This window comes from Mucilaginibacter sp. UYNi724 (genome assembly GCF_054057495.1).
This window is the reverse complement of sequence record NZ_JBSRZI010000001.1, coordinates 134,623-150,854: the sequence shown is the minus strand read 5'-3', so window position 1 is coordinate 150,854 and position 16,232 is coordinate 134,623. Positions and strand designations below refer to the sequence as shown.

Genomic DNA, 16,232 nt, shown 5'->3' with positions numbered 1-16,232 from the left:
CGAAGATAGGAATACAAATTAAAAAATGCTTGTACTGTACAACATCGGCATCAACTTATACTACACACTTGTGTATATGGTTTCACTTTATAAAAATAAAGCCAGGTTGTGGATAAACGGCCGCAAAGATCAGCAGGTACAACAGTTAGAATCCAGCATTTGGTTCCATTTTGCCTCATTAGGCGAGTTTGAACAGGGAAGGCCGGTTTTAGAGGCTGTTAAAAACGACTACCCACTGTACAAAATTGTAATAACTTTTTTTTCGCCATCGGGATACGAGGCACGTAAGAATACCCCGTTGGCCGATGCTGTGTATTATTTGCCTCTTGATACGGCAGGCAATGCCCAGCAGTTTGTGGATGCGATTAAGCCCGTAATGGCCATATTTACCAAGTACGAATATTGGTACCACTTTTTTAACGAATTGCATAAGCAGCATGTGCCTTTATACATGGTATCGGGCATCTTCAGGCCCGGGCAGGTGTTCTTTAAATGGTATGGCGGCCTGCACCGCAAAATGCTAAAAATGGTAACCTGGTTTTTTGTACAGGATATACCCTCGAAACATTTATTGCACGATGCGGGCATCACCAACGTAACCATTAACGGCGATACCCGGTTTGACAGGGTATGGGCAAACGCAGGGCAGCCAAAATCATTAAAATTTATTGCTGAATTTAAAAACGGACAAAAGCTATTCATAGCAGGCAGCACGTGGCCGCAGGATGAAAAATTGTTACCAGAGCTGATTGCCCGACACCCCGACTGGAAATTCATTATTGCCCCACACGAGATAGGCGAGGATAAGATAACCGGATTGATGAGCTTGCTGCCAAAAGAAACAACCGTAAGGTTTTCACAATTACCGCCGCAATCCGTACCTTACACTACACTCATCATCGACAACATTGGCATGCTCTCCTCGCTTTATCAATATGCGGATATAGCTTACATAGGCGGGGGCTTTGGCGCGGGCATCCACAATACACTGGAAGCCGCTGCTTTTGGTATGCCCGTAATATTTGGCCCGAAATACGATAAGTTTAAAGAAGCTAAAGATCTGGTGGAACTTAAGGCAGGGTTTGCTATTAATAGTCAGGACGAATTAAACGCCATTACAAGTTTGTTAATGAACGACGAAACCGCCCGCTATGCTGCTGCTGTAATCGCGAAAAATTACGTAGCGCAAAATGTGGGTGCAACCGAAGCAATAAGGGCGTATATAAAGGAGAGGCACTAAAAGAGTATAAACGAGAAATCTTCTACACCATGCAAGTCTGCTCAACGCTTTTATAAGATTTCTCTATCGTTAGAAAATGACACGCATATTAAGAGAGTAATTCTTAATATTGCCGCTATGGGCTTTTTGGACATCCCCGGCTTAGGTAAGGCACACTTTCATGAATACGGCAGCGGCAGCAAACCACTGTTGGCGTTTCACGGGTATGGAATGACGGGCAGGCAGTTCCATGTGCTCGAAAAATCCATCCTTAAAGATTACCACGTTTACGGTTTCGACCACTTTTTTCATGGCGAAAGCAAACTGGGCGATTGGACAGAGCAGCAAATAATTGAAGGTATGCCCAAGCCAATGGTAAAGGCTTATATGGAAGAGTGGTTTAAACTGTATGGAATGCAGCGGTTTTCAGTAATGGGGTATTCCATCGGTGCTAATGTAGCCCTGATATTGGTTGAAGAATATGCCGACCTGATTGATGAAATTATCCTGATGGCGCCCGACGGCTTATCGGTATATAAAGGCTTCAATTTTTTAACATTTAAGCCAATAGGTAAGTACCTGTTTAAGCGCGTTACCAAAAGCAAATGGCTTGCACCAACACTGCTCAAAAATCTTAAAAAAGTAAAGTTTATTGACGAGAGCCTGTATCACATTGCCTACAATGAAATTGATACCGAACAAAAACGGCAGGATGTTTATTATACCCTAAACCTTATCCGTTTGTTAAAGCCCGATACCCATAAAATAGCAGCGCTCATCAATCGGCACAATATTAAATGCAGGCTGATATTTGGCAAGCACGATAATTTGTTCCCGATGAAGGCTGCAAAACCGTTTATTGATCTGCTGCCAAATGCCGAAGTGCACGAGGTAAATATGGGGCATTGGCTGGTTACCAAACAATTGGATGAGTATTTATTAAATTTACCGCAATGATACCTGCCCGCCGCGTAAAACTTTTTAGCAACTGGTTTGCCATGTATATGCGTTACCGTATGCGCAAAGCTTTTAACCGGCTGGTGGTTGCAAATAAAGTTGTTATAAAACCAGGGCATTCTATCTTGTTGCTATGTAACCATTTTGGTTGGTGGGATGGTTTTTTGGCCAACTACCTGGCGTATTGGCACCTGTTTCGTAAATCGTATGTTATGATGCAGGAAGACCACCTGAAAAAGCGTATGCTGCTGAACCTGTTCGGCGGATTTTCGATAAACAGATCATCGCGTGAAATGGTTAAATCCTTGCAATACGCTGCCGGTTTGCTCAATGATCCCGAGAACCTGGTGGTGGTATTTCCGCAGGGCGAATTGATATCCAACCATACCAACGAAATTAAGGTAGAAAAAGGCATCGAACGCCTCATTAAAAATATAAAAGGCCCCTGCCAGATCGTGTATAACTGCGCGCTGATAGATTATTTTGAAAGCCTTAAACCGTCTGTATTTTTCCACCTGTTTGATTGCGGCGTAGCAGGCGAAGTGCCCTTTGATGAGCTGGTAGAAAAAATTAACGCCTTTCATCACCAAGCCCTGAAAGCGCAGATAGATGTGGAGCATTAATCTATAAATCCGAAATTTCATGATTTATCCGCAGAAAAATAAATTAATCACATGGTTCTTTCACAATTACATCGTGCGGATCGTAAAGGGGGATTTCCACGCGGTAAAGTTTAATGCGGTAGAGGTAGAGAGGGGTAAGTCGGTATTGCTATTAGCCAACCACTTTAGCTGGTGGGATGGTTTTTTAATGTACTACATAAACCATAAAGTATTTAGGAAGCGTTTTCATGTGATGGTGATAGAAGAAACGGTTAAAGAGGTATCCTTATTTAAATATATGGGGGCGTTTTCGGTAAGTAAAAGCTCCCGCGAGATGCTGGCTTCGCTTGATTATGCCGCGCAGTTACTGAACGACCCTGAAAACCTGGTGCTGATATTCCCGCAGGGTAAACTATATTCCAACTTTGTTGATGAGGTTGATTTTCAAAAGGGGCTCTCGAAAATAATGCACCAGGCGGCCGGAAAGTTTCGAACCATAATGGCCGCGACATTTATTGAGAACCTCCAATATAGAAAACCGACTGCAAGCGTTTACTTAAAAGTGGAGGGCGATCTGTCAGACGTACAAGCCGCCTATCAGCAACATTACGACAACGCCAAACAGCAGCAAACCAAAATAGTAGTATAGTGATAATTGCCCTATTAGTAACCTTTATATTCCTGATACTGCGCTTTACGGTTACGCTGTTCAATTTTATTTCGAACCCAAAATTACCGCGGATAGGCAAGCATTACGAGGATAAGGTTTCCATCCTCATCCCGGCCCGCAACGAGGCGAAAGACATTATCGCCTTACTGCAATCCATTGTTGAGCAGGATTACAGCAGCTATGAGGTAATTATCCTGGATGATAATTCAACGGACGATACTTATACGCTTTGTGACAATTTTGCGGCGAAAAATAAGCGTTTTAAGGTAATAAAAGGCGATGTATTGCCTGCCGGATGGCTTGGTAAAAATTATGCCTGCCACCAACTGGCCCAACACGCCACCGGCGATTATTTCTTGTTTTTAGACGCCGACGAAAAAGTTTACAACGGCTTAATAAATAGTGCGGTCCACCGTATTAACTTGTGCAGGTTAAGTTTGCTGAGCCTGTTTACAAACCAAACCATGATAACCCCCGGCGAAATGATGGTGGTGCCCCTGATGCATTATATATTATTGAACCTATTACCGCTCAGGCTGGTTTACCTGGTTAAAAGTGCCGCTGTAGCAGCAGCCAGCGGGCAGTTTATGCTATTCAACGCCGGCGATTACAAACAATACCAATGGCACCAACAAGTGAAAAATAAGGTGGTAGAAGATGTAGAGATCATGAAACTGGTAAAGGCCTCCAAGCTGAACGGCGAAGCATTACTTGCCAACGGGATGATAAGTTGCCGCATGTATAAAGGCTATAATGAAGCGATAAACGGGTTTGGAAAAAACTTTTTGGCCGCTTTCAACTACAATATCATTGGCTTTTTGATTTACCTGCTGTTGATTATTGGCGGGCCCGCCATCGTGGTCATGACCATGAACCTTAATTTTATATTGATGATGGTTGGATTGATTGGGTTAACCCGTATCATGATCTCGCTATCAGCCGGGCAAAACGCTTTGCTTAACCTGTTTTTACACCCGGTACAGATGTTTAGTTTATTGCTTATAGGCATAACATCCATACAGAAATACCTCACTAAAACTACAGTATGGAAGGGCCGCCGCATATGAGCAACCCGCCACGGATAGCCATCGGTATCATCATCCTGTTCCACATAGTTGGGTTGGTTGGCTTATCATTGCCGGTAAGCAGGCCGTTGTTTTTGCTGATAGTCCCTTTCCATTTATTGCTTATGCTTGGCGTTATTATATTCAGTCACCATAAACTGAACAGTAGCTTCGGGATATTTATCTTAATTATATTTTGGCTCGGCTTTTTAGCCGAGTGGATAGGGGTGCACAAAGGCTGGCTTTTTGGTAATTATACCTATGATAGTACGCTCGGCATGAAACTATTCGGCATCCCGCTGATGATAGGCGTCAACTGGTTTTTACTAATCTATGTAACCGGCGTAACGCTGCAACGCAGCCGTTTAAGAAGCATTTTTTTTAGAGTGATAGCAGGTGCCGGTTTGCTAACTACACTTGACGTGTTGATAGAACCCATCGCCATTAAGTTTGATTACTGGCATTGGCTTGACGGAAGCATCCCGCTAAAAAATTATCTGTGTTGGTTTTTAGTAAGCGCAGTAATGCTGTATATTTTTGAACTGTTCCGGTTTAAAAAGCAAAGTGTTGCCGCACCTGTTTTGCTGGTAACGGAGTTTGTATTTTTTGGGCTGTTAAATTTGTTGGTGCTTTTGTAATCTCGTCAATCCTGAAAATCGACGTAATTCCGGTTTAAAAACAATGACCAACCTTTTACCGTTAACCTTTCGCCTTTCACTTTATAAATAGTTATTTTTGTACTACAATGGGTGATTATCAGCTACAAGTTACTATAGACCAGGATTCGGGCTTTTGCTTCGGGGTGGTTTACGCTATTGATATGGCCGAAGAGATCTTGGCCGAAGATGGTTACCTATATTGCCTGGGCGATATTGTGCACAACGACGAAGAGGTGGAGCGCCTGAAAGCCCTTGGCCTGCGTATTATTGAGCACGAAGAACTGGTTAACCTGCGCGATGAAAAGGTACTGATCCGTGCGCATGGCGAAGCACCCGAAACTTACAAGATAGCCTTAGAGAATAATATTACACTGATTGATGCATCGTGCCCGGTAGTTTTAAAACTGCAGAACCGCATCAAAACATCATACGATAATAACGAGAAGATCCTGATCTTCGGGAAGCATGGCCATGCCGAAGTGGTAGGCTTGCAAGGCCAAACCAATGGCGATGCCTTGGTTTTCCAGGATATTACCGAGCTTGACGATGCCGAACTGCCCGCCAGCTTTACGCTTTATAGCCAAACTACCAAAAGCATGGAGAAGTTTTACAACGTAAAAGAGCAACTGCTATCGCGCGGGTACGAGGTTAAGGCCAACGATACTATTTGCCGCCAGGTGAGTAACCGTGATAAGGATTTGCCCGCTTTTGCGGTAAAGTTTAATAAGGTGGTATTTGTATCGGGCAAAAAATCCTCAAATGGTAAAGTGCTTTATGAGGTATGCCGCAAGCATAACCCGAACACTTACTTTGTATCATCCATTAGCGAGTTGAACCCAACTATGTTTAGCCAAGGCGATAAAATAGGCATTGCCGGCGCTACATCAACCCCTATGTGGTTGATGCAACAAGTAAAAGCCGAACTGGAAAGCTATTAGCAGCACGCTTATTGCTTTATAAAATTGTGGTTCAAAAATCCCCATCATATACCGGTTTATTTATTGCCCTGCTTGTGCTGGGTAGCTGGATTACGTCAACTGTTTTACTGATGCAATGGCAGATTGATTTTACAAATCCGCTGCTGTATTTGATGATCCTGGTGCAAATGCACCTTTACACCGGCCTGTTTATTACCGCTCACGATGCCATGCACGGCACTATTGCACCTAATAATGTTTTAAACAATAGTATCGGATTTATTTGCACGTTTATGTACGCCTCGTTCTGGTACCCTAAACTATACACTAAACACCACCAGCACCATAACCATGTACACACGGATGCCGACCCGGATTACCATAAAGGGACGTTTTTGAGATGGTATGTACAATTCATTCGTAACTATCTGTCCATCTGGCAAATTGTGATTATGGCGATTGTATTTAATGTGCTAAAGATTTGGATCCCGCAGCTTAACCTTTTATTGTTTTGGGTGGCGCCATCGCTGTTGAGCACATTGCAGCTATTTTACTTTGGTACCTACCTGCCACACAAAGGCGAACACGATAATAAACACCAATCGCGCAGTTTACGGCGCAACCATTTCCTGGCATTTTTTAGCTGTTATTTTTTTGGTTACCATTACGAACATCATGATGCTCCCTGGATGCCCTGGTGGAGGTTGTGGCAAGTGAAAAAATAACCAATACGTTTGTTAGTTATCTTTCTAAATTAACATTAGCCTGATATTTAATACTTACAATCACAAATACTTATTTTATTTTTGCACCCGTATAAATTATGGCAAAAAAGGGAGTTTTACTGGTAAACTTAGGTACGCCGGATAGTCCGTCGACAGCGGATGTACGCAAGTATTTGAACGAATTTTTGATGGATGGGCGCGTTATTGACGTTAGTGCAGCGCTACGCACCGTATTGGTAAAAGGCATTATCGTCCCGTTTAGGGCGCCAAAATCGGCTAAACTTTACCAGGCTATCTGGGATAAAGAAACAGGCTCGCCATTACTACACTATAGTTTATTACAACAAGCCGCTTTACAGCAGCGCCTTGGCGATGGCTACATGGTTGAGCTGGCTATGCGTTACCAAAGCCCCTCTATAGAATCTGCCTTGCAGCGTTTAAAAGATGCTTTGATTAGCGACATTCAGGTGATCCCGCTCTTCCCTCAATATGCATCAGCAAGTACAGGGTCTGTACAAGAAAAAGTGATGGACCTGGTTAAGGAATGGCAAACCATTCCTACAATATCATTCCTAAATTCGTTCCACGATAACGAACTTATGATAGAAACTTTTGCTGATAATGCTGCGAAATATCAACCCGAAACTTACGACCATATTCTGTTCAGTTTTCACGGTTTGCCACAGCGCCAGCTAAAAAAATGCGACCATACGCACAGCTACTGCCTGCAGGTTGATGGTTGCTGCAATACTTTAAATGATACCAATAAATTGTGCTACTCGGCGCAATCGCACGATACGGCCCGCCTGATTGCCGGCAAAATGAATTTGCCAAAAGACAAGTACACCGTTTGTTTTCAGTCGCGCCTGGGCAGCGACCCATGGGTGCAGCCCTACACCAGCGAGGTGATTGCCCATCTGGCTAAAGAAGGTAAAAAGCGCCTTTTGGTATTTTGCCCCGCCTTTGTTGCCGACTGCCTGGAAACCGTTTTTGAAGTAACCCGCGAATATGGCGACGAATTTAAAGCGCTCGGTGGCGAACATGTGCAATTGGTAGAGAGCTTAAACGACTCCCCAAAATGGATTGAAGCGCTTGCGGGGATGGTTGAAGAATAGAACAAGAGATAAGAATCAAGAGCCAAGAATCAAAACAAGTGCCCTTTCCCCCGCGCGTCATTGCTTCGTAACTCGCAATAACGGGTTGTTGAAATAGATTGTTATTTTATAATATCCGCAGTTATCTTTGCCGATAACAAACAGAGCGGTATCCCGCCGCCCGGGTGGACACTTCCTCCGCAAAAATATAACCCCTCCACTTTTGACGATTGATTGGCATGCCTCAAAAATGCCGCGAATTGATTGTTGGAACTTGTGCCATAGATAGACCCTTTATAAGAAGATGTTTTACTTTCGATGCTGCGCGGATCAAGGATGCTCTCGCTGACTATTAATTCGCTAATTCCTTCCCTCAAAATCCGCGATAACTTTTCAAGGATGTTTGCTTTTGCATCCGCTATCAACTTATCCCAATCCTGCCCGTTATTAGCGGGGACGTTGATCATCACAAACCAATTTTCGCACCCGGCGGGCGCATCGTCTGTTTGGTATTTAGAGCTGATGTTGAGGTAAACTGTAGGGTCGTGGTAAATATCCTGCTGTTTCCAGATGTGGTCGAACTCGGCCTTGTAGTCCGCGCTAAAAAATATGTTATGAAGGTCCAGTTCAGGGAATTGCTTTTTTATCCCCCAGTAAAATATTAATGCCGAACTGCTGCGTTCCTGGTTCAATATTTTCTGCGGATGTAGCTTTGGGTATTTGCCAAGCAGACGGTTGTAAGTAAACCAAACGTCCATATTGGAAATTACCACGTCAGCCAAAATATTTTCGCCTTTGGCGCGGACGCCTTTTGCTATTCCGTTGATGACAACAATTTCATCCACCTTATAATTGTAATGGAACTTTACATCCAGTTCTTCGGCAAGCTTCACCAGACTTTGGGTAATGCTGTACATACCGCCGTTGGGGAAGTATGCACCAAAATGATGCTCGAGATGTGGGATAACATTCAACGTGGCCGGCGCCTGGTACGGATCGGAGCCATTGTAAGTAGCATATCGGTCAAAGAATTGCACTACCCGCGCATCCTTAAACCCCGAAGCATTTGCCTTGTGCATGGTACGGAACGGGTCTATCTTAGGAAACCTGATTATAGACTTTATTGTATCCCACCGCAAATAAGTCTTTAATTTATGCAGCGATCGCTCTAAAAATACGTGGTTGGTAATGCTGTAAATATCGCTGCTGTTTGCCAGGTGTTTAATAACGGCAGTAGCAGGTTCGCCGGTTTTATCCTGGATCTCTTGCGCAAACTGTTGGGTATCGGCGTAAGCGCTTAAGCGTGTGCCATCCTCATAAAAATATTTGCAAACAACACTAAGTTTTTGGTAGGTGAAGTAATCGGCCGGGTTTTTACCGGCAAGGTGAAAAAGTTCGTCCACATATTGCGGCATGGTGAAAAGGCTTGGCCCGGCATCAAAACGGTAGCCATCCTGCTCAAATTGCGAGAGTTTACCACCGGGGTAACTGTTGGCCTCGTAAACGTCCACCGCGTAACCCTTAGCCGCCAACCGGATAGCCGTTGCTATACCAGCTATACCGGCACCAATAATTACAGCTTTTTGTTGAGGCATGGGGTAAAGATAAGGAAACCCCCTAACCCCCTGAAGGGGGAATAGAATATAAAGGATGTTTAAATGCATGGTGAGCAAAGGCATCTGCGCGCCCTTCGGCAAGCTCTCCCAAGGAGTCTCTCGGACAGGGTGACCCCCTTTACGTCATTTTCCCTCCAAAGTCCCGCCGGGATTGGTAAACCCAGGGTAACAAATTTTGATGCTGATCCTTCTGACCCGGAAAGATAAAAGACAATGACCCTCCCGATGGCTATCGGGAGAACAGCTAAGGGTAATACCTCAATGACAATGATGGTGGCGCTATTTTGTCAGTACATGTAAAAATTGAAAACGCTGATTATGAGTTAGATACGAAAATTCACGCGCATGCATGGCCGTGAACGTGAACATTTTGCAGTTACGGCGGGCGTTTAAGGGCGTTTTAAGGGCGTTTTTTGGTAGTGCTGGTCGGGTCGAAATAAAGCATCTAAATAACGCTTTTTTTGTCCTTTTGGGCAGGGTGACAACCCTCTTGACGTCATTTTCCCTCAAAGTCCCCCGGGGATTGGTAAACTTAGGATGACAAAGGGGGAAACATAAAATGACAATCTAACAGATTGTCATTTTATGTTTAGTGAAGAACTAATCTCTAACTATGCTTCTACAGCCTGCCCTATCAAATGCTTTTCAGCTAAATACTCTGCAATTTGCACGGCGTTTGTGGCGGCACCTTTACGCAGGTTATCTGATACTATCCAGCAGTTAAGGGTGTTATCCTGGCTTTCGTCGCGGCGAAGGCGGCCGATAAATACGTCGTCCTTATCGTGCGCGTCAAGCGGCATTGGGTATTTCAGGTTAGCGGTATCGTCAACCACAACAATACCCGGCGAGTTTGCTAAAAGTTGGCGTACTTCGCTTAGGTCAAAATCATGCAAAAATTCAATGTTAACCGACTCTGAGTGGCCGCCCATAACCGGGATGCGCACAGTGGTTGCAGTAACCTTAATGCTGTCATCACCCATTATCTTTTTGGTCTCCAATATCATTTTCATCTCCTCTTTGGTGTAACCGTTCTCGGTAAACACATCAATCTGAGGGATCACGTTAAGATCGATAGTATAAGGGTAAACCTTTGGCCCGTCGATGCCCTTACGCTCGTTAAATAATTGCTCAACCGCTTTTACGCCGGTACCTGTTACCGATTGGTAGGTTGATACCACAACGCGTTTAATTTTATAAGTATCGTGCAGTGGTTTTAAGGCCACTACCATTTGTATGGTTGAGCAATTTGGGTTCGCGATGATCTTGTCATCAGCGGTAAGTACATCCGCGTTAACTTCGGGCACAACCAGTTTCTTGGTTGGGTCCATACGCCACGCCGAGGAATTATCGATAACGGTAATGCCTGCTGCCGCAAATAAGGGGGCCTGCTCTAAAGATGTGCTGCCACCGGCACTAAAAAGCGCAACGTCCGGCTTTTGTTTTATCGCATCCTCAACAGAAACCACCTTAAATTGCATACCCTTAAAAGTGATCTCTTTACCAATACTTTTTGCGGATGCTACGGGAATTAATTCTGTAACGGGGAAGTTGCGTTCTGCAAGAACCTGCAACATTTTAGTGCCTACCAACCCGGTGGCACCTACTACGGCGACTTTCATTTCTGTTTTTAAATTATGTGTATGTTGATCAAATAGTCAATTCACCCCCAGCCCCTCTCTGCTTCAAAGAGGGGAGACCTTGATGATATCTCCTCTTATTTGACCCTCAATGCGCGGAGCGAAGAGAGGGTGGTCGAGCGTAGCGATGACCGGGTGAGTAACTAAACTCCAAATATGCGATTTTTTTCGGAAATGTCTACTAAATTGGTATGCAAAATTTGCCGGGGGTTTAAAGCCGTCGTCGTAAAAAGCTATGATAATTTTACAAGTTTATTGCGCTTTTACACATGAAACGGGTAAATCTTTAGGCGTTAAAATTCGGGTTCAGACAAAATAATTTACCTTTGTACCCAAACCTGTGACTGCATGAGCGAAAAGATTTTAGTGATTGGTGCCAATGGCCAAATAGGTACCGAACTGGTAACCGCATTAAGGAATATACATGGTGCCGAAAATGTCATCGCGTCAGATATAAACAGCCCAAACTACGCGCTGCGCAATACCGGCCCGTTCGAGTTTGCCAACGTGCTGGATAAAGATAACCTGCATCATTTGTTTGAAAAGCACCGCCCTACACAAGTGTATTTGCTGGCAGCCATATTGTCTGCCGTAGGCGAGCAAAAGCCCAAAATGGCCTGGGACCTTAACATGACCGGCCTGCTTTACGTGCTTGATTTTGCCGTTGAATTTAAAACTTCAAAAATATTCTGGCCAAGCTCTATAGCTGTTTTTGGGCCACATTCGCCACAACATAATACACCACAATATTGCGTTATGGACCCTAACACGGTTTACGGCTTTAGTAAACTGGCCGGCGAACGCTGGTGCGAGTATTACTTTACCAAATATGGTGTTGATGTGCGCAGCATCCGTTACCCCGGCCTTATTGGCTGGCGTGCAAACCCGGGAGGCGGCACTACAGATTACGCCGTGCATATTTTTCACGAGGCATTAAAACAAGGAAAATACCAGGGCTTTTTATCGGCACAAACCGCATTGCCAATGATGTATATGGATGATGCCATCCGCGCTACCATTAATTTGATGGATGCGCCTGCCGAAAACCTGAGCATCCGGTCGAGCTATAACCTGGCAGGAATCAGCTTTACACCAGAGCAACTGGCCGAAGAAATTAGAAAGCATATCCCCGATTTTGAAATGAGCTACGCCGATAACGACCCGCGCCAGGCCATTGCCGATAGCTGGCCAAAATCGATAGATGATACGCAGGCGCAGCAGGATTGGGGCTGGCAGTTAGATTATGATCTTCCTAAAATTACGGAGGATATGCTAACCAATTTAAAAAATGTAATTTAGAGCCCCCTAACCCCCTGAAGGGGGAACAAGTAGGCTTATGGTATAACAATAAAAAAATATCCGGCTCCCCCTTTAGGGGGCTGGGGGGCTAATATGGGAAGAGCATTCGAATTCCGTAAAGAAAGAAAATTTAAGCGTTGGGCCAAAATGGCCGTGCAGTTTACCCGTTTAGGGAAAGAGATAGTAATGGCGGTAAAAGCCAACGGCGGCGATCCTAATACCAACTCGCGCCTGCGCACGGCTATCCAAAACTCAAAGGCAGTTAACATGCCTAAGGATAGGGTGGAGGCCGCTATTAAACGTGCTACGAGCCGTGATGAAAAAGATTACGAAGAAATTGTTTACGAAGGATACGCGCAGCATGGTGTGGCTATTTTGGTAGAAACCGCTACTGATAACCTTAACCGTACCGTAGCCAACGTACGTAGCTATTTTACTAAATATGGCGGTACGCTGGGCAAAACAGGTTCGCTGGATTTTATCTTCAGCCGCAAATCTGTATTTACGTTTGACCCGGGCGACCGCGACCTGGAAGAACTGGAATTTGAATTGATAGATGCCGGATTAGAAGACCTTTTTGTGGAGGCCGACGAAGAAGGAAACGATATTGCCGTATTACACACCGCATTTGAAAACTTTGGCAAAATGCAAAAGGCGTTAGAAGAGATAGGTATCGAAACCAGATCTGCCAAGTTGGAACGAGTTGCACAATCAAACATATCGGTAACCGAAGAACAGTCTGTTGACGTTTTCAAGATCATTGACCGTTTAGAGGAAGATGACGACGTGCAGGCAGTTTATCATAATATGGCGGAGTAATAAATTTGAAGATTTGAAATTGAGGTGATTTGAAATTTGCCTATTCATTTTCAAATTTTCAAATCAATAAATTTTCAAATTCAAAACATGCCACTATTCTCATCAAGCAAACAAAAAAAAGAAGTCAAGGTAACCTTCGCTAATGGTTTGCTTTTTGTGGAAGGTGCCGATGGCAAGCAGCAAGCTTTCCCGCTGGAGTGGTTCCCCAAACTGATGAACGCTACTGAAGAGGAGCGCGGGGACTGGAAACAAACAGCAACCGGCATCCATTTTAATGCCCTGGACGTGGATGTAGCACTTTAATTAATCAATTTAAAGATGTGGCAATTTGAAAATGAATTAAATTTTCAAATTTTCAAATCAACAGATTTTCAAATTATCAAATGACTTTTGAAGAGTTTTTTAATAAGAAGCGGATAGACCTTGTTGCCTTAAGGGCGGCAGAGCCGGGCCTGTTTACCGAATTTGAAAAACACTTTACCCAAATGGGCGAGAAAAGCTTTGACCATACCAAAAAATATTGGTTTAATAAATTAAGGTTGCAATATCACCCGGCACCCGAGCAAAAGCCGGAAAAGATGCACCTTGAAAATCAACTGGCCGAGCAAACCATTGTAGAAGCGCTTACAGAAAGCATCCCCGCGCCATCCACGGGCTTTAAACCAAGATTTAAACCTGGAATGGTAAGCAAGCCTGCGCCAACCAGCGATGTAAAAGATCTGCCATATAAAGATAGCGCTACTTCAACACCGGAAGTTAACGAGGCTGCCCAGACGAAAGATCAAAATCCTCCTTTTCAGCAAGAAAAGGCTGCTATGCAAGATATGGCGGATAATACAGCGCGAACAACTGATACAGGAGAAGTAAAGGCGGAAACACCTGCATCCAAACCAGGGTTTAAACCACGGTTTAACATAAAAATGACCCAGGGAGATGGGCCGCAAACTAAAGATTTTGATAAGGAAGTTGAGCCGGGAAAGAGTAGCAATGAGCCGGAGGGATCATCTGAACCTACTACGCCAAAGCCTGCATTTAAACCACGCTTTAAAATGCAGATGGCCGCGCCCAAACCTGCGGACGCGGAGGAAGTAAAACCTGAAGCAGAATCTGCGAAAGAAGCTATCGATCCAAACCCCGAAGTAAACGTTGCCGCCCCAAAACCGGGTTTTAAGCCGCGCTTTAATATGAAGGCAATGGCACCGAAACCTGACGAGGCCGAAGCGGCAAAAGCAAAAGAGCTTGCCGAAGAAACTAAATCTGCCGAAGAAGAAAAACCCGCTGTTGAAGATGCACCTGTTGCTCCAAAGGTTGGTTTTAAGCCGAGGTTTAATGCTAAAACAACCAAACCACAAACTCCACCCCAAGAATAATAATATATACTATTGATATGGAAGCTGAAGAACTTTTTAACAAAGACAGGGGCGCGGAAGATAAACAGCCGAAGAAGGATAGCCCGCTGGTAAGTTTAGAACGCGACCTCAAATTTTTTAACGAATCTATCCGGGAGGTAGCCGTTGAAATTATGGTTGAAGGCTTGTCGTTACACCCGATATTCATTGCGCATCAGCATGAAATTAAGCTTGGTGAGCTGATCCTTGACAGGGTAGAATTAAACACTGCCTGGAGCATCCACGCTTCAACTATCGAAGAATTTACAGAACGCGGCATTATCAAAGCCGAATTAAAAGAACGTTTCCTAACCACCTACAAAAACCCCAACGACTTTATGTGCCTGTTTGTGGTAGTACCCGAGGGCGCAAATTTTGTATATTATCCGTATGTAAAAGGGTAAGGCTTGTTGAACGTTTGAAAGTTGAAATGTTGAAACGTTCCTTTATATTTACATTTCAAAAGCACCTTAACGTTTCAACCTTACAACATTTCAACATCTTCACCATGTCTGATAAAAAGATCCTGATATTAAACCAGCAGCAAATACAGCAAAAGATAGATCGTATTGCTTACCAGATACTGGAAGATAACTTTGATGAGACCGAGATCCTGATCGCAGGCATTCTGCCTCGCGGCAACCATATAGCACAACGATTAAAAACCATTTTAGATAAAATTGCACCTTTTACAAGCCGTTTATTAACTATTGAGCTGGATAAACAAAGCAGCCAGCTTCACGCTAAAACTAATTTTGATGTGCAGGAGTGCAGTGATAAAGTAATTGTTTTGGTGGATGATGTGCTGAACAGTGGTAAAACCCTTGCCTATGGCTTCGGTGTGTTTTTGGATGTGCCACTTAAAAAATTACGCACTGTGGTATTGATAGACCGTAACCACAAGAACTTCCCGGTAACTACTGATTATGCCGGTATAGCGCTTTCCACCGTTATAAAGGAGCATGTTGATGTTGTAATTGATGTGGAAGGACAGGAAGATGCGGTTTATCTGAGATAGAAAAGCCATATAAGTAAATTGTCAAACGACAAGGTTAAATTATTTTAACCCCAAAACTTCTATCAAACCTTCTACACTCATGTCAATACCGCTAACCGTGTGGGTAGCCTGCAAATAAAAATCTTCGCGTTCGGCTAATTTGTGTTCAATGAACTCTACCAGTTCGTCGCCTTTTTTGCCTTGCAGAACAGGGCGTGGGGTTTTAGCGTTTTCCAGGCGGTTGCCTAAGGCTTTGGGAGAAAGCTGGATATAAAGGGTTTGCCCATGGCTGTTCATCCAGTCCATATTATCAAAGAAGCAAGGCAGGCCGCCGCCGGTTGATATTACGGTATTCTGTGGATAGTCAGTTGTTTTTAAGATCTCACATTCCAGTTTGCGGAAGGAATCCTCGCCATGCGATGCGAAGTACTCAGCTACAGTGGAGCCAATTTTTGCTTCCAGCGCATGGTCAAGATCGATAAAATCGTAGCCTAAGCCCGCTGCCAGTTTGCGGCCCCAGGAGGTTTTGCCGCAGCCCATAAATCCCACTAAAAATATCAGTCCCATTA

At 44.1% G+C, this 16,232-nt stretch carries 18 protein-coding genes; 15 read left to right on the top strand and 3 right to left on the bottom strand.

Annotation, left to right across the window (positions count from 1 at the left end; translation table 11 throughout):
• Window positions 1-25: 25 nt before the first annotated feature.
• The 9 genes from ACVW0P_RS00725 to hemH all read left to right on the top strand — a co-directional run bounded on the left by ACVW0P_RS00725 (window position 26) and on the right by hemH (window position 7,928).
• Window positions 26-1,240, top strand: coding sequence for a 3-deoxy-D-manno-octulosonic acid transferase (locus ACVW0P_RS00725; protein ID WP_457130373.1), 1,215 nt, complete (start codon window positions 26-28; stop codon window positions 1,238-1,240).
• A gap of 117 nt (window positions 1,241-1,357) precedes the next feature.
• A complete protein-coding gene (locus ACVW0P_RS00720) occupies window positions 1,358-2,176 on the top strand; it encodes an alpha/beta fold hydrolase (RefSeq protein WP_457130372.1) in 819 nt (272 codons plus the stop codon).
• Entirely contained in the window at window positions 2,173-2,799 is a 627-nt protein-coding gene (locus tag ACVW0P_RS00715; protein WP_457130371.1) for a 1-acyl-sn-glycerol-3-phosphate acyltransferase, read from the top strand. Before ACVW0P_RS00720 ends, ACVW0P_RS00715 begins: the two co-directional genes overlap by 4 nt.
• Window positions 2,800-2,872: 73 nt before the next feature.
• A complete protein-coding gene (locus tag ACVW0P_RS00710; protein WP_457130370.1) occupies window positions 2,873-3,427 on the top strand; it encodes a 1-acyl-sn-glycerol-3-phosphate acyltransferase in 555 nt (184 codons plus the stop codon).
• Window positions 3,427-4,515 (top strand): glycosyltransferase, encoded by a 1,089-nt coding sequence (locus ACVW0P_RS00705; protein ID WP_457130369.1) that lies wholly within the window; start codon window positions 3,427-3,429, stop codon window positions 4,513-4,515. The genes ACVW0P_RS00710 and ACVW0P_RS00705 overlap by 1 nt, the downstream gene beginning before the upstream one ends.
• A complete protein-coding gene (locus ACVW0P_RS00700; RefSeq protein WP_457130368.1) occupies window positions 4,494-5,150 on the top strand; it encodes a carotenoid biosynthesis protein in 657 nt (218 codons plus the stop codon). The genes ACVW0P_RS00705 and ACVW0P_RS00700 overlap by 22 nt, the downstream gene beginning before the upstream one ends.
• A 107-nt stretch (window positions 5,151-5,257) precedes the next feature.
• Window positions 5,258-6,109, top strand: coding sequence for a 4-hydroxy-3-methylbut-2-enyl diphosphate reductase (locus ACVW0P_RS00695; protein ID WP_457130367.1), 852 nt, complete (start codon window positions 5,258-5,260; stop codon window positions 6,107-6,109).
• Window positions 6,110-6,135: 26 nt separating this feature from the next.
• Complete coding sequence (locus ACVW0P_RS00690; RefSeq protein WP_354428274.1) at window positions 6,136-6,813, top strand: fatty acid desaturase; 678 nt, start codon at window positions 6,136-6,138, stop codon at window positions 6,811-6,813.
• Between the two features lie 98 nt (window positions 6,814-6,911).
• The gene (gene hemH / locus ACVW0P_RS00685) at window positions 6,912-7,928 is read left to right on the top strand and encodes a ferrochelatase (protein ID WP_457130366.1); all 1,017 of its coding nucleotides are present in this window, start codon (window positions 6,912-6,914) and stop codon (window positions 7,926-7,928) included.
• 101 nt (window positions 7,929-8,029) lie between these two features.
• Here hemH and crtD read toward each other — a convergent pair whose 3' ends face one another.
• Both crtD and ACVW0P_RS00675 read right to left on the bottom strand, forming a co-directional pair.
• A complete protein-coding gene (crtD, locus tag ACVW0P_RS00680; protein WP_457130365.1) occupies window positions 8,030-9,502 on the bottom strand; it encodes a 1-hydroxycarotenoid 3,4-desaturase CrtD in 1,473 nt (490 codons plus the stop codon).
• 632 nt (window positions 9,503-10,134) lie between these two features.
• On the bottom strand, window positions 10,135-11,142 hold the full coding sequence (locus ACVW0P_RS00675) for an aspartate-semialdehyde dehydrogenase (protein ID WP_457130364.1): 1,008 nt from the start codon (window positions 11,140-11,142) through the stop codon (window positions 10,135-10,137).
• Between the two features lie 366 nt (window positions 11,143-11,508).
• Between ACVW0P_RS00675 and ACVW0P_RS00670 the strand changes: the two genes are divergently transcribed.
• The 6 genes from ACVW0P_RS00670 to ACVW0P_RS00645 all read left to right on the top strand — a co-directional run bounded on the left by ACVW0P_RS00670 (window position 11,509) and on the right by ACVW0P_RS00645 (window position 15,684).
• On the top strand, window positions 11,509-12,459 hold the full coding sequence (locus tag ACVW0P_RS00670; RefSeq protein WP_457130363.1) for an NAD-dependent epimerase/dehydratase family protein: 951 nt from the start codon (window positions 11,509-11,511) through the stop codon (window positions 12,457-12,459).
• A 93-nt stretch (window positions 12,460-12,552) separates the two neighbouring features.
• Window positions 12,553-13,278, top strand: coding sequence for a YebC/PmpR family DNA-binding transcriptional regulator (locus ACVW0P_RS00665; protein WP_252759035.1), 726 nt, complete (start codon window positions 12,553-12,555; stop codon window positions 13,276-13,278).
• 87 nt (window positions 13,279-13,365) lie between these two features.
• A complete protein-coding gene (locus ACVW0P_RS00660; protein WP_457130362.1) occupies window positions 13,366-13,581 on the top strand; it encodes a DUF2442 domain-containing protein in 216 nt (71 codons plus the stop codon).
• Between the two features lie 80 nt (window positions 13,582-13,661).
• Window positions 13,662-14,648 carry a hypothetical protein gene (locus tag ACVW0P_RS00655; protein ID WP_457130361.1) on the top strand — a complete coding sequence of 329 codons (987 nt, stop codon included), beginning with the start codon at window positions 13,662-13,664 and terminating at the stop codon, window positions 14,646-14,648.
• 17 nt (window positions 14,649-14,665) lie between these two features.
• A complete protein-coding gene (locus ACVW0P_RS00650; RefSeq protein WP_457130360.1) occupies window positions 14,666-15,070 on the top strand; it encodes a hypothetical protein in 405 nt (134 codons plus the stop codon).
• A 104-nt stretch (window positions 15,071-15,174) separates the two neighbouring features.
• Entirely contained in the window at window positions 15,175-15,684 is a 510-nt protein-coding gene (locus tag ACVW0P_RS00645) for a phosphoribosyltransferase family protein (RefSeq protein ID WP_457130716.1), read from the top strand.
• A 39-nt stretch (window positions 15,685-15,723) separates the two neighbouring features.
• Here ACVW0P_RS00645 and ACVW0P_RS00640 read toward each other — a convergent pair whose 3' ends face one another.
• A complete protein-coding gene (locus ACVW0P_RS00640) occupies window positions 15,724-16,230 on the bottom strand; it encodes a shikimate kinase (RefSeq protein WP_457130359.1) in 507 nt (168 codons plus the stop codon).
• Between the last annotated feature and the right edge of the window lie 2 nt (window positions 16,231-16,232).